Raw genomic sequence first — 19,915 nt, forward strand, 5'->3', positions numbered from 1 at the left:
ATTTTAGGTTAATTTACAGCAATTGAAATGGTAACTCAAATTTTACATTAGCTTAATTTTCATCTTAAACAAAAGAATTAACTTAATTGCATCGCAAACGATTGTTCTATTTTTACGCACACGATTGCACAAAATGTGTGTGTTTTTTTCCTATTACAAGGATAATTACATAATAATGATTTCTAAGTGAGTTTACGTTAAATTCCACTTTACAGAGCCGTAGGCATATATTTCACTATAAAAAGAACACACTTACCTACATGAAATTCAGATTTTAATAACAAATGAAACTAATTAATAGAATCAAAAAAATACTGTTTTTTAAACTATTAAAATCAAGACAGAGATATTGCGTTAGATAAATTTTGAAGGACTGCTATTGTATGTTGAATAGGGGATAAAATACTTAATATAGTTTCGAAGTATGACACGATCAATCATCAACCTTTTATTAACCGCACATACTTGATCTCATATCATGTTGAAGGGTATTCAAATTGATTACATCAAAAACTTCGGTTTCCTCATAGCGAGTTGCCACTGAAAGTAAAATATCTTCACAGTGCGATCTAAAAGTTTCGTGAACAAGTTCTACGCTGTTATTTTCGCCAGAAAGATGGGTTAACATCAAGTGCTTTAATCTGGATGTACGATGTGTGTTAAACAAATCTAGAGCGACAGTATTGGAAAGGTGACCCCAACCACTACTAATTCTATTTTTTAAAAAGTAAGAGTAACGACCATTTTTCAGCATCTCTTCGTCAAAATTAGATTCTAATAACAGCACATCAACATGCTTAATCACATGTTCAACATTTTTGCAAGGGCGTCCGATATCGGTTAAAATTCCAATATTATGCGCTCCGTCTGAAACCAAAAAACTGCATGGCTCTTTAGCATCATGGTACTTTGGAATACCATAAATTTTCATGTCACCAATTTCTGTCACCGCATCTGGTGCGATGATATGAACCAAATGTGATGGAAGATTCAAGCGTGTACCTTCATAACTTCCATTTGTAATATATACAGGTATATTATACTTTTTGACAAAGACAGATAAACCACGAATATGATCGCTGTGCTCATGTGTGATGAATACGGCTTTAATTTGTGTAGGCAATATGCCCAAGTTATACATACGCAGATGTATGTGCTTACTGTTTATGCCAGCATCAATTAAAATAGCCGTATCCCCTTTAGCGACATAATAACAATTTCCATTACTGCCAGAGGCAATAGCACAATATTTCATATATATTACTATTTATTCTTTAAAGATCGTGGCTCATATTCACCCTGTATTTCTGCCAACCGAGTAGCTGATTATGGCGCGATAACAATCTGAAAAATTAACATTCGGGTAAACTTAGTGGTATTTGTACAGCCAATCCACCATCTGCTGTTTCTTTATATTTAACATTCATATCTAAAGCCGTTTCCCACATGGTCTTTACGACCGCATCCAAACTTACTTTAGCTTTATCAGGATTGGACTGTAAAGCCAATTGTGCAGCTGTAATGGCTTTGATCGCTCCCATTGTATTACGCTCAATACAAGGAATCTGAACCAATCCACCGATCGGATCGCACGTCAAACCTAAATGATGTTCCATCGCTATTTCTGCTGCCATTAGCACCTGTCTTTGAGACCCTCCAAGACACTCTGTTAATGCACCTGCAGCCATTGCTGATGAGACTCCAATCTCTGCCTGGCAACCACCCATAGCAGCGGAAATCGTAGCTCCTTTTTTAAAGATTGACCCAATCTCTGATGCTGTTAATATAAACTGAATGATTTTATCCTCAGAACCACCATGATGAAAGGTGATATAATATTGTAATACTGCAGGAATAACACCTGAAGCACCATTCGTTGGTGCGGTCACAACTCGACCAAAAGAAGCATTTTCCTCATTAACAGCCAAAGCAAAACAACTTACCCAATCCAAGATATACTGAAAATTTTCTCCACCGGCTTTTATAGCAGCGATCCAACTGTCATAATCATGATAAGTACGATCCTTAAGCAATCGATGATTTAGCTTTGCAGCTCTCCTTTCAACATTTAACCCCCCAGGAAGAGTACCAGAGGTATGACAGCCTCGATATATACACTCATAGATTGTTTTATATATATTTAAAACACCAGCACGCGTTTCTGCTTCTTCACGCCAAGCATGTTCGTTTTCTAAAACGAGTTCAGATATTTTCAATCCAGTCTTCCGGCACCAGTGCAATAAGTCCTGCGCGGTTTCAACTGGAAAAGGTAAATCAACCTCTGTAGAAGTGTTACTTGTTTCATTTTCCTGTACCACAAATCCACCGCCAATCGAATAATAGGTCTCACTAAGTGCTTTACCATCTTTTAAAAAAGCCTGAAAAGTAACTGCATTAGGATGATAGGGTAAACTTTCGCTATAAAGAAAAAGTAAGTCTTCCTGATAGGAGAAAGAGATTGGATGGGTACCTGCCAATCTCAATTCATGTACAGATTTGATATGTTCTACTTTTGGAGTTACTTGATTGACATCAAAAGTAACGGGATCATCTCCACTTAATCCCAAAAGGACTGCAATATCTGTTCCGTGTCCTGTCCCTGTTTTCGCTAAAGAACCATAGAGTAAAATTTTGACAGACTCCACCATATCGAGCACAGCTTTATCATGCAATACTTTCGTAAATTGCTGTGCAGCTCGCCATGGGCCTAAGGTATGCGAACTGGAAGGTCCTATACCAATTTTAAACATATCAAAAACGGAAATTTGTTCTTTGCTCATTCTATAGTTATAAAGCGCTATCAAAATCATGTTTTTAGGACAGTCCAAAAACATTGCAATTTACAGAATATAAAACAACAACAAAGTTCTTACAAAGATTTAATACTTTATCAATAAAGCTTAATTATCTTTGTTAACTTATCATTAAACAAATGAGATTTAAACACGTTCTGCACTTACTTGGAGTATTTTTTCTAATCGCACTAACAGCACAACTTTTATGCGCCCAACCTAGCCCCAAACGAGAAGTTCGTGGTGTTTGGATTGCCACTGTCGGAAATATTGATTGGCCCACACTGGCCACAGGCACCAATGTTGAAAAACAAAAGCAAGAACTTATTCATATTTTGGATGAGCACAAAAAATCAGGTATGAATACCATTCTTTTTCAGATACGACCATCGGCAGATGCTTTTTACGGTCGTGGAAGAGAGGGATGGAGTCGTTATTTAACAGGTAAACAAGGAAAAGCTCCCGATCCATTCTATGATCCTTTGGATTTCATTATCGACGAGTGTCACAAAAGAGGAATGGAATTACATGCATGGATTAATCCTTATCGTGCATCTACAACACTCAATCCCAATCATTTTTCTGAAGATCATATTACCAAAAAGAAACCTGAATGGTTTTTTACTTATGCAGGCAAAAAACTATTCAATCCAGGTATTCCTGAGGTTCGTGAATATATAATTGGTGTCATCATGGACGTGGTCAATAATTATGACATTGATGGAATACACTTTGATGATTATTTCTACCCCTATCCTGATAGTCGTAACACTCCGATACCTGATCGCATCACATTCGGGCAATATGCCAACAATTTTTCGAATATCGATGATTGGAGAAGAAACAATGTAGATATACTCATACGTGATCTAGGAATTGCGATTAAGGCCAAGAAGCCCTACATCAAATATGGCGTTAGTCCATTTGGTATTTGGGACAATAAAGATGCAAATAAAGATGGTTCTAATACCCATGGTCTAAGCGGTTACCGAACTCTTTTTGCCGATGGTGTAAAGTGGATCAAAGAGGGATGGATCGATTATATCAATCCTCAGATTTATTTTCCATTTCAAAACCGCGCTGCAGCCTATGAAATATTAGTAGCATGGTGGCAAAATCATACTTATGGCCGTCATTTTTATATCGGACATGGAGCGTACCGGGTAAATGAAAAAAAACCAGGATGGACCGACCGGAGCCAAATTCCGCGGCAAATTCGTTATCTACGCGAACAGCCAAATGTCCAAGGTAGTATTTTCTTTAGTTCCAAATCATTAACCGATAATCTTGCTGGATTACAAGATTCGCTTCAACGTAATTTGTATCACGCATCTTCTTTACCACCAACTATGCCATGGATCGATAGCATTCCACCGCATGCTCCTTTTGGATTACAACTAAAACCATCAGATAATAAAAGAATGAATAATCTCGTATGGCAAAAACCTGATCGTGCTGCAGATGGTGAGTCAGCTTATGGTTATGTGGTATATCGTTTCAAGGAGGGGGAAAAACTAGACTTAAACAATAGCAGCAAGATCATCCACATTACTTATCATGAAGATGATCTGCAGTATACCGATATTGATATCAATCCAAAAGAGCAGTATTATTATTTTGTGACAGCACTCGACCGTATGAAAAACGAAAGCGAACCTTCCAATATCAGAAGTACGGAAAAATTATCGAAGTATAGTTCTGTTTACACGATGAAGTAAAGTAAAAAAAATAGGAAAATAGTGTGAAACTTATAATTATAAACGTTGTAGTACACGATCAAATCATTTTAATTAAAAAAAAGGAAAACCAAAATTTATAGCGTTGGTTTTCCTTTTTTTATTTCAATCGACGCTTCTAAAAATTAAGTAGTCATTGGGGCAATCGTTAATTTGACACGCCTGTTTACCGTTATTTCAATAAAGCATTTCGGTATTCATCCGTGATAGCGGGCAATTGAATCTCTTGTCCTTCCTTTTTAAGGGAATCTGCAAAAGCATTTGTACTGGATATGGCCTTCAAATATGCAGAAACAACAGCATCTGAAACTTCAATTTCTTTTCCATCTTTAATATCTGCAACATATTGATTATCGACTAATTTAACTTTACCAAAAAAACGATAGGCCGCAGCTTTCAATAGACTTAAATCATCTTTAGATAACTCTTCAATACGTGCTCCTACAGGCAGTTGAACATCAATAAAGGTATCGCCCTTTGCCAAACTATCGATTGGCTTTTCCAAAGGAATGGCGGATAAAGCCGCTAGATTAAGAATCGGTACTCCCGCTTCTTGTTTGTTCTGGCAACTGGTCACTAAAACCGTTGCCCATATCAGGTAAAAAAAAATACGCATTTACAATAGTAAAAATAAAAGGGCTTTTTGACGAATCGAAAAGCTTTAAATAGTATCCTTACACTGCTATTACTTTAGCAATTCTGCCAATTTAGCTTGTAGTTCTTCTCCACGAAGATTTGAAGCAATAATTTTACCAGTCGGATCAATTAAAAAGTTTTGTGGAATACCACGTACTTCATATAATCCTACTGGTGCTGATTTCCAACCTTGCAAATCTGATACATGTGGCCATTGTCCCAACTGATCGTCAGCGATTGCTTTCATCCAAGCATCCTTTTTACCCGGGTTGTCCAATGAGACACCAAATACAGTAAAGTTTTTGTCTTTAAATTTGTTAAATGCAGCTACTACATTGGGGTTTTCATGACGACATGGTCCACACCAACTTGCCCAAAAATCTAATAACACATACTTACCTCTTAAAGAAGACAATGCGATTTCATTTCCGGCAGTATCTGGCAGTGAAAAATCGGGTGCCATTGAACCGATAGCAACTGCCTTCAATTTCTCAATTCTAGCCGCTAATTCTTTACCCTTTTTACTATTTTTCAGATCAGCAGAAAGTGCTTGATAACTTGGAATAATTAACGAATTGACATTTTCACTATCTAACTTATCAGAAAGTAGATCCAATGTAATAAAACTTGATTTATTATCCTGAATAAATTGTTCGTCCGCTACTTCTTGTTTCTCATTGATCTCACCTGCTTCTTTCTGTAAACCTGCTATAAAAGTTTGATCATTACGTTGCTCATCCGTAGCTTCAGCATAGCGTTTATTTAAACCCTGAAATGCATCTGTATAAGACTTGGTTGCTGCTTGATATTTTGCAAAATCAGTATTAATAGCATTACCTGAAATAATAGCATTTTTCATTTCGCCATCAGTGTCTACCTTAATGACACCACTTGACAAATAAACTTGTGTTAGATCAGGGTTTTGAATTTCTTTGATGGATGTGCCATCGGCAGAAAGTATTACATAAGCTTTTACTGGTCCAGCAACTGAACCATTAAACTTAAACTGTCCTCCAGTTATAGTCGTAGAATCAATTTTACGTGCATTATTTTCAACATATTGCATAAAAACTTTTGCTTTATCCGAAGCACCTTTTACCTTACCTGTTAAGGTGAAGTTTTCTTGTGCAAAAATTAAAGCTGGGATACAACTTAATCCCAATAATATTCCTTTTTTCATCAGTATATAATTTGTTTTTGATCTATTATGAAGCTATTATGAGCAAAATTCATCCGTGTTTGATCACACTTGCTCATGATGGCTTCGTTATCTTAAAAATTTATTTATCCTTTGCTATTCTCTAATTGTTATCTGTTACCATCTGCCGCTGGCACCGCCTCCGCCAAAGCCGCCACCACCAAAACCGCCGAAGCCACCTCCATCACCACCGCCGCCGAAGCCGCCGCCGCCAGATCCACCTCGACCTAGACTATTAAGTAAAGTCCACCAAAACAAATCAGAAGTTCCTCTACCATTCATTACTTTACCACCGCCGTTACCGCCATTGCCCCCTTTGCGTGAGATTAGAGCAATAACAATCATGACAACCACAATGATGATCAACATTTTTGAACCACCACCTTTTCCTTCTGGTTGCTTCGGGTCTGCTTTATATTCTCCTTTAGTATATGAAATCAATGCATCTGTCGCACGGTTTACTCCTGTATAATAATCTTGCGCTCGAAAGGCAGGCTTTATTTCATTTTCAATGATTCGATGTGCGATCGCATCGGGGACAGATCCTTCTATACCATATCCAGTTTGAATAGTAACTGCCCGATCTCCAATTGCTGCAAGGAGCATGATACCATTGTTGTACTTTTTATTTCCAACGCCCCATTGTTGAGCAAGTCGTACTGCATAATCACTAATATCATAAGATCCTGTCGAATTCATCAGGACTACGGCAATCTGTATAGAAGTTGAGTCTTCAAAAGCTAGGAGCTTTTGTTCCAGTTGATCCACCTGACTTGATGTCAATGTTTTTGTATAATCATTGACCAATCGGTTTGGTACAGCCGGAAAATCCTGAGCAAGCAAACTGACCACACTGCACAGCATAGCAATCGTCAATGCAAAAATATTGATGCTTGAAAATCTAATTTTGGTCAATGACCTATATTCCTTCAGTTTATTCATTTTCATCTATCGCCAAAAACAATATCATTCGGTAATTCATTAATATCATCCTCTTCTCTCGGATAAAATTTTGCCAATTGGCCTCCAGCATGCACAATTCCTTGAATCAATCCTTCTACAAACTGTTCTTTTCGAAATTCTTGCACCATAATTTCTTTTGTACACTCCCAGAAATCGTCCGATACTTTCTTATGAATACCAGCATCTCCAATGATCGAAAACTTATGATCTTCATGCGCCAAATAAATTAAAACTCCATTTCTTAAAGCAGTTTTATGCATCGCCAATTTCTCAAAATAATATGTTGCCCGATCAAAAACTTCTCCAGGACAGTGTTTTTCAACCACCACTCGTATCTCACCCGAAGTTTTATTCTCCGCTATACTGATGGCATGCACCACTTTTTCCTGCTGTTCTGATGAAAATGTTCCCATTACTAAAGTCTTATAAAAATAAAAAAAGATGAATGTGTGCACAAGATAAGCCCATCATTCATCTTTTCTAGTAAACTATTGTGGTATATTTAGAAAGATACTGCTGGTGCTTTATCTGCACCTTCTTGTGCTGTAAAGGTTCCTTTCGCTTTGAAGCCAAACATACCTGCCATCAAATTATTAGGAAAGCTTCTTACCGTAGTATTAAACTGCTGTACAGCTTCATTATACGCTCTACGCTCTGTTGAAATTCTGTTTTCAGTGCCCTCTAATTGTGCTTGCAGTTCTAAAAAGTTTTGATTTGCTTTCAAATCAGGATAAGCTTCTACTGTCGCCATCAATTTACTCAAAGAACCAGAAAATTGATCTTGTACCTTTTGATATTGTGCAATCGTTTCTTCATTCAAATTAGTAGGATCTACCGTAATAGAAGTCGCTTTTGCACGAGCTTCAACAACAGCTGTTAATGTACTTTCTTCGTGCTTTGCAGCTCCTTTAACGGTATTGACCAAATTAGGAACTAAATCTGCACGTCTCTGATATGCATTTTCAACCTGAGCCCATTTACCTTTTACATTTTCGTCCTGCGATACCATTGTATTGTACCCACATGAACTGAAAGATAATGCGACCATTAAACCAAAGAATGCGACTAATAATCTTTTCATTTTTTCGTTGAATTAATATATTTCAAATAAATTTTAATGATATGCTTACTACAAAGCTTATACCACTCCCACGAATATAAGAATAATTTTAGGTGCACACCTACTAATCACTAAAAAAATACAGTAGATATCCTTAACTTTGACCTGTTTTTGGGATAAAAACCCAGCAAGAAATTTATGCAGAAAGAAATTGAATTGGCTATCGCTCCAGAACGAATGGAAGACGATACTTACATTTTAAATCAAGGTGCCAAATCCTTGAATATAAAACTTGAACGGATTAAAGGATTTAAAATCCGTAAACGTTCAATAGATGCCCGAAGTCGTCATGTTGTTTTTAGAGCTCGTATTATCTTTTTTATAGACGAGCACCCCATTACCGAAAGTTTTAAGATCAACTATCAATCTGTCCAAGATTCACAACCTGTTTTAATTATTGGTGCTGGGCCAGCGGGTTTATTTGCGGCACTCCAGTGTCTTGAAAAAGGTCTAAAACCGATCGTCATCGAGCGTGGCAAATGTGTACAGGACCGTCGTCGCGATCTTGCCAAGTTAAATCGCGAGGGTATCGTGGATGAAGATTCAAACTACTGTTTTGGCGAAGGAGGTGCTGGAACTTATTCAGACGGCAAATTGTATACACGCTCTGACAAACGTGGTGATGTTGAAAAAGTATTAAAACTATTTGTCTCTCACGGTGCAAATGAAGATATCCTGGTCAATGCACGTCCACATATTGGCACTAATAAATTACCGCATATTATCCAAGCGATTCGTGAGACCATCATTTCTTATGGAGGCGAGGTTATTTTTGAACAGCGTGTGGTCGATATCAATACGGAAAACGGTCACGTTACGGGAGTTACACTTGCCAATGGTACATCATTAACTGCAAGCCATGTCATCGTCGCAACGGGACACTCTGCACGTGATATATTTGAACTCTTCCGTAAAAAAAACTGGTTACTAGAGGCAAAAGCCTTTGCTTTGGGAGTACGCATCGAACATCCACAAGAGATTATCGATCAGGCGCAATACCATTGCGAAATAAGAAGCGAACATCTTCCACCGGCTTATTATAGTCTCGTGGAGCAGGTAAATGGTCGCGGAGTGTTTTCTTTTTGTATGTGTCCTGGTGGAGTTATTGCTCCTTGTGCTACAGCAGACAATGAAATTGTGGTCAATGGCTGGTCACCTTCTAAGCGGAATAATCCACATGCCAATTCAGGTACAGTCATTCAAATCAATCTCGAAGATGTTGAGGGATCTGAAAGTAATCCATTTGCCCTATTAGATTTTCAACGTGAAATAGAAAGACGCGCTTTTGAAGCTGGTGGAGGCAAAATGGTCGCACCTGCCCAACGTATGATTGATTTCGTAGAAGGACGTATCTCCAAAGATCTCCCTGAAAACTCTTACAAACCGGGTACAATTTCTGCTGATTTAACTCAAGTATTGCCACAGTTTGTATATGAGGCGCTACGTGGTGCGCTACCTATTTTTGGGAAAAAGATGAAAGGATATTATACGAATGAAGCGATCCTAGTTGCCGTAGAATCTCGGACATCATCTCCTATTCGCATTCCGCGCGATAAAATAACATTACAACATCCTGAAATTAAAGGACTTTATCCATGCGCTGAAGGCGCTGGCTTTGCTGGAGGTATTATTTCTGCAGCGATTGATGGGATGAATTGTGCAGACGCGATCCTTTAAATTGATAAATTTTTAAATTGGTCTTGCAAAAATTCAAATAAAGCCGTATTTTTGTAAGACAAATGCGAAAGTAGCTCAGTTGGTAGAGCACAACCTTGCCAAGGTTGGGGTCGCGAGTTCGAATCTCGTCTTTCGCTCAAAATAAAAGCTTCCAAAATTTGGAAGCTTTTATTTTTTTCAGGAGATTTTAAACTATTTCTTTCCTAAGCGCATTACTGCTGGTGTAAAAAAGGATAATATGCCTGCAACCATCATCAGTATTCCTGCGATCACAAAAGCATGAGCAACTCCAATAACATCTGCAATAAAACCGGTAAAAAGTAGTCCAACGACACTTGGTAAAATAGCAAGACTAAAATAAAGGGAAAACACACGTCCCAACATTTGCGGAGCTACTTCTTCTTGTATAGTGGTCATAAATGAGGCAGAGAACAGCGACATCGCCATTCCTCCAATCGCAGTCACTACGACAAATGGGATAAACCAGGTAGCAGGAAACCAGCCTGAAAATGCAAATGTCAATCCCAGCACGATATGCATGGTATTAATCATGATCACTTTCGAGAACTGAACTTTAAATGCACTCAACAAGCCACCTCCGACTAACATACCAACTCCCCAGATAATTTCAATTACGCTCATCTCCCATTTACCACCGTTGAAATGACCAATGGTCAGCAAAGGAAACATGATGGCTATAGGCATTACACAAAAAGTGGCGATCATGGCATACAAAAACAGTAGGCTCAATCCACGATTATGATAGATGGCTTTCATACCTTGTTTCAAATCATCCCAAACCTGTGCAATCGACAAGGTGGACTCTACCGCTAGATGTGGTATGGTCACGAAGAGTAAGGATATAATGGCTACAGCAGCACCAATAACATCGAGATAAAGCACTTGTGAAATTGAAAAATAAGTAATAGCCAATGTACCTAGTGCAGGTCCTGCGATACTGCTCACCGATTGAAGCATCTGATTGATCCCTGATACACGCAAGAGCTTATCCTCGGGCACCATCAATGGTGCTATAGCTTGCATCGCAGGAGCATGAAAAGCAGATCCAATAGAGCGACATGCTAATAACAGATAGATCAAAGATAAGCCGACAGTTGATCCTTGAAGGACAAATGTCATGAGCAAAGTACAAAGCGCAATAAAAGCATCTGCAAAAATCATCACCTTTTTGCGGTCCCAACGATCGATAAAAACACCAACAAATGGGCCGATCAATGCTTGAGGCAATAAGCCAGCTATTCCGGCCAAGGCCAATACTTCTGCAGATTTGTGGGTTAAACTTAACCACACAATTACAGCAAAGTTAACCGCAGAACTGGTCAATAACGATACAAACTGTCCAATCCAAATATAGAGATAGGTCTGAAACCAATTTTTCTTTTCCATAAAATAATTCAGTAAAATACAACTGTCAGTGATAGTACAATATCACTGACCTCATGAAACAAAAAACCTAATGAACGAAATTGTCCTCAGATTAGAAATAAAATGTTGTATATAAAGCGACTTTCATAATGGCACAAAAATAGAAAAAATTTAGCGATCCAACCACATTTGAAAATCGGATGATTTATCTTCACTGACTATGACTTCAACTCCTACCGGCAGAGCTGGTTGCAGTTGCAGGCGAATACGGTTTCGTCCTACTTTTAACATATCCGAAATGGAATCAATATGTATGATAAATTTGCGATTGATCTGAAAAAAGAACTCTGGATCTAGCCTTGATCCAAGTCCTGTAATAGTATCTTCCACAATAAACTGATCGCCATCTTTGGTATATCCATAAAGCAGTTTATCTTCAGCCATAAAGTAAGCAATATCAACTGTTGGGATAGATTTTAGCCTTATTCCATAGCGTACCAAAAAACGACTTTTGTACTTTACCTCATCGGTTTCTTGAGCAAAAAAGGGTGTAATTTTATTCAGAGCTTCTTGTAACTCGTCTTCATCATAAGGTTTCAATAGATAGGCATAGCCTTGATGTTGAAATGCTTTTAATGCATAATCTTCAAAAGCGGTTGTAAAGATAACAGGTACGTTGATTTTTACTTGATCAAAGATCTCAAAGCTGAGTCCATCACCAAGCTGAACATCCATAAAAATGAGATCGACCTCATTTTTAAGCAACCAATCGGCAGCTTCGCGCACTGTCGTTTTAACCGTAGATTCAAACTTTGAGGAAATCAATTGGCTCAATTTCTCCAGTAAACTTTCCGAAGCCCAATTTTCATCCTCTACGATTAATATCTTTTTAAACATGTGCTGAATTTATAAAAAAATCCCCATTCTTTTCAGAATGAGGATTGAATTTTATAAAAATGCGTTAATTTTATAAATCTGGATTATTCGAAATTGATTCTTTTGGATAACGAATCACATAACGGGGGTCATTTTTCTGCAACTGATAAACTTGATCCAAATAATGGTGTTCAATCGCGGGTCTACTACTCCGTTTTAAATCATACCAGCGTAAACCTTCTAAAGTCAATTCACGTCCTCTTTCAGCAATAATCTCTGCCTTTAAAGCGTCATTGGATAAAGTTGCCAATCTCTGTATTGCTTCTGAGTATGTCTCTGGGATTAATCTATTTTTCAATAAAGTAGATAACGAAGCTATTGCCTGATCCTTTTTACCCAACTGCGCTTCGCTTTCGGCTTTAATCAAATACAATTCTGCATTTCTAAACGTAGAATTATATCGTGTATCTGTTCCTTTTGCAGAAACATAATCATGACCTGATTTTTGGAAGAAACGAGTTAAACGCAAGTCCCCTTTTGAATAACTTGCCATAAACTGAGGATTAATAAAAGTTGAACGACTCACTTTCGAGTCTCCTACTCTTTCCCAAGCCTGGATCATTTCTTTTGATTCGAAATCTGTCGGAATTTTTGAAGTCGGCAGATTCAAATTTTCCAGATCAGCATTTATTGCCAAAGCTTTATTTGCGGCTTCCACTGCTAATGACCATTCTCCTCTATACAAACGTACACGAGCTTCAAAAGCATAATATGCTCTTTTGGAAAATCTATATTTTACATTGTTTGCATTATCGCTTACATGCAACAAAGCTTCAGCCTCTTTCATATCCGCTAATACCTGTGCATATACCTCTTCTACCGAAGCTGGTTTAAACAATTGTTCCAAATCAACACGTAAAGAAATAGGTATACCACGATCTGTTGCTGCACTAGCCGGATTAAAGTTTTCCGAATAGGTATTTAACAATTCGAAATGCGAATAAGCACGAATTAAATAGGCTTCCGCACGAATTTGTTGCATCTCATCAGAGTCTCCAGCCACATTCTTTCCTTCAGCAATCACATAGTTTGCATAAAAAATTGACTTATAGATGGTCTCCCAAGCCATAGGAAAGGTTTTCACATCTGGATTCTGATCATTCCAAAGATATAAATCTTTAATTTCTCCAATATCTACTGAATATTCATCCAAAATTAATTCATCTGTACGCAAATTCAGTCGCGATTTATGCGCTGGATAACTGATATATGCCGAAACCATTAAGGCTCTAAAATCTGATTCTGTTTTAGGAATAACCGTTCCTACGGGTTGTATATCTAAATACTTATTACAAGAAGAGGTCAATAAAACTGCTGCAAGTAATCCGATAAATAATAAATTCTTTTTCATATTTAGCTTAATTAAAATGATGCATTTAAACCAAAGGAAATAGACTTAGAGATGGGTTGCGCGTAGTTATTTCCATAAGTCTCTGGATCGAAGTAACCTTTATAACTTGATCCAAATACCAATAAGTTACGTCCTTCGACATTAAAGCGAATGTTTGATGCCTGTACTTTACTAGCAATAGATTTAGGCAAGGTATACCCTAAACGAATACTATTGATGCGCACATAACTCATCTTTTTTGACCAGATATCTAAGTTCTTATACGATCCGACTGGATCATTGTCCATCATCCAGCTATAAGCCATCCAACGATCATTTAATTCTGAATTTGAAGAGCCAATTTTTGGAATACCAGCTGCCCCACCCTGTACCGCTGTTAAAACATCTGTAGTATAATTAAACCCACGATCCACCATAGATGGATTATAAGTTGGTGTACGACGCATCCATTTATCCACATTAAATACTGCAGAAACTGCTAAATCAAAGGCTCCTAAACGAAATCTATTGGTCATACCTCCAATAAATTTAGGATCCAATGAACCTTGGTATTTAAATTTCTCCTGATATGTCTTTTCTGTTAGGCTTGTTGACACATTATAGCCCGGTAGAAAATCTGCCCATCCATCATATAAACCATAAAAATCTTCATAAGAAACAACCTCTCTCTTATCATTATAGAACTGAGGTAGACCGTCTTTGTCTAAGCCAGCGGTTTCTAATACATATAAAGAATTAATTGGGTCTCCTTCACGTACATCTACTGAATAAGCCTTCGGGTTACTGATAACACGAGTCAATTTACTACGGTTATGTGCAATATTAAAATCGGTAGACCAAGTAAAATCTTCTCGTACAATATTACGGCTACTGATCATGAATTCAATACCATCATTATTTACTGAAGCCCAGTTACGTTGTACATTCTCGAAACCATTTTCTAAAGGTAAACTACTTGTACCAATTAGATCTGTAGATTTGCGGTTGTAATAATCTACTGTAAACTGTAGTCTATTTTTTAAGACCGCTAAATCTAAGCCTAGGTTCCATGATTTTGTTTTCTCCCAACGCAATTTATCGTTTGCCGGTGTAGTAACCACAATCGTTTCTTCTGTATTCCCTGGTAATACTGTTCCTGTACTGTAATTACCAATGATGAAAGGATAGGTATTCCGATCAATATTTCCTTGAATACCGTAAGAACCTCTAACTTTTAAATTCGAAATCCAAGTTTGCTCTTTGATAAAATCTTCCTCACTGGCATTCCATGAACCAGAGATTGACCAAATCGGTAAAAATCTATATTTGGGATCTACACCGAACATATTTGAACCATCGTAACGAATACTTCCGTACACATTATATTTTTGATTATAGGTATAGGAAGCATTCGCATAGAAAGATGCGTAAGATGTCTCCCCAATTACTTTGGCATATTGGCGATATAATGGATTATCTATATTCGTTGCATTTGGAAAAAGAATACTTTGAGTCGTCAAGGTTTTTGGGTTATAACCAAAGCCTTTAGTAGCAATTCCAACAGATTTTGATCGACGTAATTCTGTACCACCCATAAATTCAAAATCGTGTTTATCATTTAAGGTTAGGTTATATTGTGCAAAGGATTTCCAGTTATATTGAAAGATGCTCCGATTATCATTTTGAATGGTTCCGCCATCAGGCAAGAAGTACTTATTCTTTTTCGCGACAGAGTCATAGTAACGTGTACCCTCTCTTAATTTTCTCGTATTGTAAGACTCCTTGTCCGCAAATCTCTCTGAACGGTTCTCATCAAACTGCAGACCAAATTCAGTACGTAACAATAAGGAAGGCAATACTTGATAAGATAAGTTCGCAATTGCTTTTAAAGCTTTATTATCTAAGTTATAGCTTGTATTTTGACGTTCCTCAATAGAATTAAACGGGATATATGCATTTTCATATCCATCAATATCGGGGTCATAAACAAATTTACCTTGTGCATCTCTTTTGGAGAGATATGGGTTAACCGAACGGATATAATTCACAGGATTCGTAAACGCATCAGCGTCTTGAATAAAGTTATTTCTTCCAGTTGTTGAACCTAATAAATTAATTCCGGCCTTTAACTTATTACTAATGGTAAAGTTATTATTTAATGTCAATGAGTAACGGCGCATTCCTACTCCCCTTGTTGCTGCTTGCTCATCATAAAAACCACCAGATAGGTAGAAATCATGATTATCAGACCCTCCAGAGATGGATGCTGAATATTGTTGGTTTAGTGCTGCACGGAACAATTCATCCCCCCAGTTTTGATTTTGATTCCTTAAGTTTTGAATAGCATCTTGCGTATTATTAGATAAAGCCGATAAGCCACTCTGACGGAAGAGATCCAACTCATTTGACTGATTCAATAAACGTGCAATAGCACCTTTACCGGCTCTGTAATCTAAATCATTACGTTGAGCCATAGCCAACTCGAAATCAACTTTCTGCGACGAATTCATTAAGTTCAAGCGATCAAAATCTGGTTTTTGAGTTACAAAACTATTGGCAGAAACTGCAACTTGGGTAGGACCACGCTTACCTTTTTTTGTTGTAATGACGATGACACCATTGGCTGCTCTAGCACCATAGATGGATGTTGCCGCTGCATCTTTTAATACCGTGATATCGGCAATATCATCAGGATTGATACCCGCGATAGGTAAATTTTGTAAACTATTTAAGTTATCCTTATCAAAGGAGTTTGGCAGAGCTGTTCCTTCAATGGGCAAACCATCGATTACCCAAAGTGGATCCTGCGTACCATTTATAGATACAGTACCGCGAATACGGATCTGCGGAGCTGAATTTGGTCCTCCAGTTAAGTTGGTCAATTGTAACCCAGCTACCTGACCTTCTAATAATTGATCAATACTCGATACTCCTGTTTGCTTGATATCATCGACTTTAAGTTTAGTATAAGCAGTAGTATTTTTTTTCTTTGCAATTGGATTATATCCAGTCACGATAACCTCTTGTAAGGCATTTTCAAGAGACTCCAAATAAATCGTATTAAATACTTTGGCAACCTGGATCTGTCTATTCTGATAACCCACAAAAGAAACTGTAAAATACTTTACATCTGTAGGAACAGTTAACGTAAAGCTACCTGTATGATCAGTCACGGCCCCCAAAGCCGATTGTTGTATTTGGCCAGATACCCCAGTAGATTCCCCTACTGCTGTACTTTCAATAAATACAGTTGCTCCTGAAATTGGAGCTTGCGTCTTGCTATCCAACACCTTTCCTTTTAAGATGACTGTCTCTTGGGCAAAAGTCAGTAAATGGAAACAAGAAAACGCAATAAAGAGTAAGAATTTGTTCATTTGTTTTTGATATATAGATTTAGTTATTTACTCATATTTAAAGTACTACTAATTCGCATTAATAGGTCTTGATAATGTGCTTGTGTGGTAAAATCGCCTGATGATTGTGCCGCTTTCAACAACTTTTGGATCTGAATGAGTTCAGCACGTTTTACGGTCAACATTTCAGCGGTTCTACTCATACCCGAAACATGTACATTACGTAAATGAGATTCATCAATAACCGCATGTGTTGTGCCGTGTATCGGACAAAAAGTTGGCTTGGCTGTTTGCATAAATTGGTCCACAAAAGATAATTTCTTTGTGTTTAACTTATCCATACTTTTATTATTGGTAATCAATAAAATATCGATATAATTTTGCTGCAACATACGTGCATCGATATCTAAGTTTTGCTTTGCTATCGTTTTTGCAAAAATATCTTGACGCAGTGCTTTCAAAAATTCTTCTACACTCCAAGCTTGGCTACGTCCAAATAATAATTCCATCTCTGTCATACGCAGTAAGCGTTGGTCTTGAAGCAAATTATACAACAAACTGTATTGAAACTCTCTTTTTAATGTATAGGGCGCATATTCAAATGATCCTACTGGACTATCTTTTAATGGGAAAGTTTTTGTCATCAATTCCTTACGGAACAACCATTCTGGCAGCGTGAAGACATGTTGTTTCAAATAAGCTAATGCTTCTATTTGTGTCTGACGTGGTACTGCTGCATAAGCATCTTTGCCATCTCCCAAAACAGGATTATTTAAGTAGATACCTCCAATATTATTAGATACATGATCGGCATAAGTATACCACTGACCGATCACTGCCATATACAATTTACCTGCTTTATAATAATCTTGACCAGAAGTCGTTGTCCAATTAATAATTTGAGGCATGATGCGTTTTAAATTTTTCAAACCATAGGTTCCGGCAAGCATCGCATTATCGCCCAAATCCTCAGATTGTGATCTTGGGTCAATTGTATTTTTAGGGTCTTGTTGTTCTCCATACCAATAGTAAGGATTGTCTTGCTTGGCTTCGATTTCTTTTTTCAACAATGGTAGTTCTTCCCAAGCTGTTTTATTTGGATACCAACGATAAGCCCATGCAATCGCATATTTATCATACAACCCGATCACTGGTGTAATGGCTTGCACTTGATCTTCAGGCTGTGCAACATAATTAAAACGAGCATAATCCATAATGGATGTTGCTGTACCACCCATCTTTTGTGTAAAAGATGCCGAACGCAAAGAGTCTACAGGAAAGCCAAAAGAAGAACCCATATTATGTTTCAGCCCTAAGGTGTGACCAATCTCATGAGAAGACACAAAACGAATAGCATGCGCCATTTTTTCGTCCGAAAATATATTACCACGAACTGTTGGGTCAATAATACCAGTCTGTACGCGCATCCATGAGTTCAATGCGGTCATTACGTTGTGCCACCAAATAACGTCTGCTTCTAGAATTTCACCAGTGCGAGGATCTACAACTGAGGGTCCCATGGCATTGGCCTGTGGAGATGCCGCATAGGTAATTGCAGATGTATTGGCATCATCCATATCAAAATCCATTTCTTTAGGAACTTCTTTTGCAATGATCGCATCTTTAAAACCAGCTTCTTCAAAAGCCTTTTGCCAATCATGTACTCCTTCGATGATTTGCTGACGCCATTGTTGCGGAGTAGCCGGATCAATATAGAAAACAATAGGTTTCTTAGGCACAACCAATTCACCTGCTAAATAACGTTGTACATCTTCTTCACGAGGTTCTAGACGCCAACGAGTTACGAGTTCCCGCTTCTCTAATTCTTGCTGTTTATCTGAAAAGTACCAACGCGGAGTCGTAAAATAACCAACCCTTGGATCTGAGAATCTAGGTTTCATGGCATTCTTTGGCAGTTCTAATATATTACTTGTTATCGTCAAACTAATCGGAATCGATTCATTGCCCTCTGTTACTCGAGTCGATAAAACGGAACGGATGACAATATTGTTATCAAATGATTTCATTTGATCGATAATCGATAAAGCAGTCTTTGGTGATGTGCCTAGACCAATATTGGTAAATACATCATTGAAACTTTTTTCCGTACCATCGAATACTTTATTCACTTTGATGATGACCGAAGAAGAATCCTTATTATATCCCTCAATTTTGAAGGATTCAATGAAAGATGGTGTAAAATTATCCGCTACTGAACGCGCTATCGCATCTTCTTTAGGCACTTCAACCTGTGGCTTGATTTCACTAGCCCAAATTTCTTTACGTGCTTTTTTCAGAGAAAAACGAATAACTTTATTTTCGTAATTCATTCCCTTATTTAAACCGGCTTCGTTCAATGCTAATGGCACTGAAGAGATTTTATTGATCAATAAAAAATCTTGATCTAGCTTTTCTACAGGTATCTCAAAAAAGAAATCTTTCTCTTTATTAATCACATTAAAAATTCCGCTATCAATTTTGGCATTTTTTAAAAACTTATCATATACCAAAGCCGAATTTTTTTTTGTGGAATCAGCGACAACATCTTTCTTTTTACCTAAGCCTAATGGACTGAGCAGCTGACAAGAATTGAGGATAAAAATGGAAAAGAAACTTAAGCTTGCTAATGCTGAATTTCTTTTGAAAGGCAGATTATTCATTTGTATTAAATTAATATAGGACTCATAGATATAGGGTGGTGAAGATGCCAATATATTATCGTTCCAAAAAGCAAAACCGAGTGAAGGCGTTGATTTCAGGAGTGAATCCGCAGTAATACTAGAAGAAT

Annotated in this window: 14 protein-coding genes and 1 tRNA gene; 3 read left to right on the forward strand and 12 right to left on the reverse strand. The window is 37.5% G+C overall.

Going from position 1 to position 19,915, the window contains the following annotated elements:
* Positions 1-451: 451 nt before the first annotated feature.
* Complete coding sequence (locus AC06G9_RS19985) at positions 452-1,255, reverse strand: MBL fold metallo-hydrolase (protein WP_480957007.1); 804 nt, start codon at positions 1,253-1,255, stop codon at positions 452-454.
* A gap of 97 nt (positions 1,256-1,352) precedes the next feature.
* Entirely contained in the window at positions 1,353-2,780 is a 1,428-nt protein-coding gene (locus tag AC06G9_RS19990) for an L-serine ammonia-lyase (protein WP_346568398.1), read from the reverse strand.
* A 152-nt stretch (positions 2,781-2,932) separates the two neighbouring features.
* On the opposite strand from AC06G9_RS19990, the gene AC06G9_RS19995 reads away from it, so the two are divergent.
* On the forward strand, positions 2,933-4,510 hold the full coding sequence (locus tag AC06G9_RS19995; protein ID WP_346568400.1) for a glycoside hydrolase family 10-like protein: 1,578 nt from the start codon (positions 2,933-2,935) through the stop codon (positions 4,508-4,510).
* Positions 4,511-4,700: 190 nt separating this feature from the next.
* On the opposite strand, the gene AC06G9_RS20000 is transcribed toward AC06G9_RS19995, so the two are convergent.
* The 5 genes from AC06G9_RS20000 to AC06G9_RS20020 form a co-directional block, all read right to left on the reverse strand.
* Positions 4,701-5,144, reverse strand: a complete 444-nt coding sequence (locus AC06G9_RS20000) for a hypothetical protein (protein WP_260948061.1) — start codon at positions 5,142-5,144, stop codon at positions 4,701-4,703.
* Between the two features lie 69 nt (positions 5,145-5,213).
* Complete coding sequence (locus AC06G9_RS20005) at positions 5,214-6,344, reverse strand: redoxin domain-containing protein (RefSeq protein ID WP_480957008.1); 1,131 nt, start codon at positions 6,342-6,344, stop codon at positions 5,214-5,216.
* 135 nt (positions 6,345-6,479) lie between these two features.
* The gene (locus AC06G9_RS20010; protein WP_480958196.1) at positions 6,480-7,226 is read right to left on the reverse strand and encodes a TPM domain-containing protein; all 747 of its coding nucleotides are present in this window, start codon (positions 7,224-7,226) and stop codon (positions 6,480-6,482) included.
* 80 nt (positions 7,227-7,306) lie between these two features.
* Positions 7,307-7,738 carry a TPM domain-containing protein gene (locus AC06G9_RS20015; RefSeq protein ID WP_045756235.1) on the reverse strand — a complete coding sequence of 144 codons (432 nt, stop codon included), beginning with the start codon at positions 7,736-7,738 and terminating at the stop codon, positions 7,307-7,309.
* Between the two features lie 89 nt (positions 7,739-7,827).
* Complete coding sequence (locus AC06G9_RS20020) at positions 7,828-8,406, reverse strand: LemA family protein (RefSeq protein ID WP_021188860.1); 579 nt, start codon at positions 8,404-8,406, stop codon at positions 7,828-7,830.
* 177 nt (positions 8,407-8,583) lie between these two features.
* Between AC06G9_RS20020 and AC06G9_RS20025 the strand changes: the two genes are divergently transcribed.
* Positions 8,584-10,122 (forward strand): NAD(P)/FAD-dependent oxidoreductase, encoded by a 1,539-nt coding sequence (locus AC06G9_RS20025; protein WP_480957009.1) that lies wholly within the window; start codon positions 8,584-8,586, stop codon positions 10,120-10,122.
* 64 nt (positions 10,123-10,186) lie between these two features.
* Positions 10,187-10,259 (forward strand) — tRNA-Gly (locus tag AC06G9_RS20030).
* Between the two features lie 55 nt (positions 10,260-10,314).
* Here AC06G9_RS20030 and AC06G9_RS20035 read toward each other — a convergent pair.
* The 5 genes from AC06G9_RS20035 to AC06G9_RS20055 all read right to left on the reverse strand — a co-directional run bounded on the left by AC06G9_RS20035 (position 10,315) and on the right by AC06G9_RS20055 (position 19,787).
* Complete coding sequence (locus tag AC06G9_RS20035; protein ID WP_480957010.1) at positions 10,315-11,529, reverse strand: MFS transporter; 1,215 nt, start codon at positions 11,527-11,529, stop codon at positions 10,315-10,317.
* A 150-nt stretch (positions 11,530-11,679) separates the two neighbouring features.
* The gene (locus AC06G9_RS20040; protein ID WP_094773157.1) at positions 11,680-12,405 is read right to left on the reverse strand and encodes a LytR/AlgR family response regulator transcription factor; all 726 of its coding nucleotides are present in this window, start codon (positions 12,403-12,405) and stop codon (positions 11,680-11,682) included.
* 70 nt (positions 12,406-12,475) lie between these two features.
* Positions 12,476-13,795, reverse strand: a complete 1,320-nt coding sequence (locus AC06G9_RS20045; RefSeq protein WP_480957011.1) for a RagB/SusD family nutrient uptake outer membrane protein — start codon at positions 13,793-13,795, stop codon at positions 12,476-12,478.
* An 11-nt stretch (positions 13,796-13,806) separates the two neighbouring features.
* Positions 13,807-17,148 carry a SusC/RagA family TonB-linked outer membrane protein gene (locus tag AC06G9_RS20050; RefSeq protein ID WP_480957012.1) on the reverse strand — a complete coding sequence of 1,114 codons (3,342 nt, stop codon included), beginning with the start codon at positions 17,146-17,148 and terminating at the stop codon, positions 13,807-13,809.
* 23 nt (positions 17,149-17,171) lie between these two features.
* Positions 17,172-19,787: a zinc-dependent metalloprotease gene (locus AC06G9_RS20055; RefSeq protein WP_480957013.1), complete on the reverse strand. Its 2,616-nt coding sequence runs from the start codon at positions 19,785-19,787 to the stop codon at positions 17,172-17,174.
* Positions 19,788-19,915 lie beyond the last annotated feature (128 nt).

It is taken from the genome of Sphingobacterium sp. MAE, from assembly GCF_056711605.1.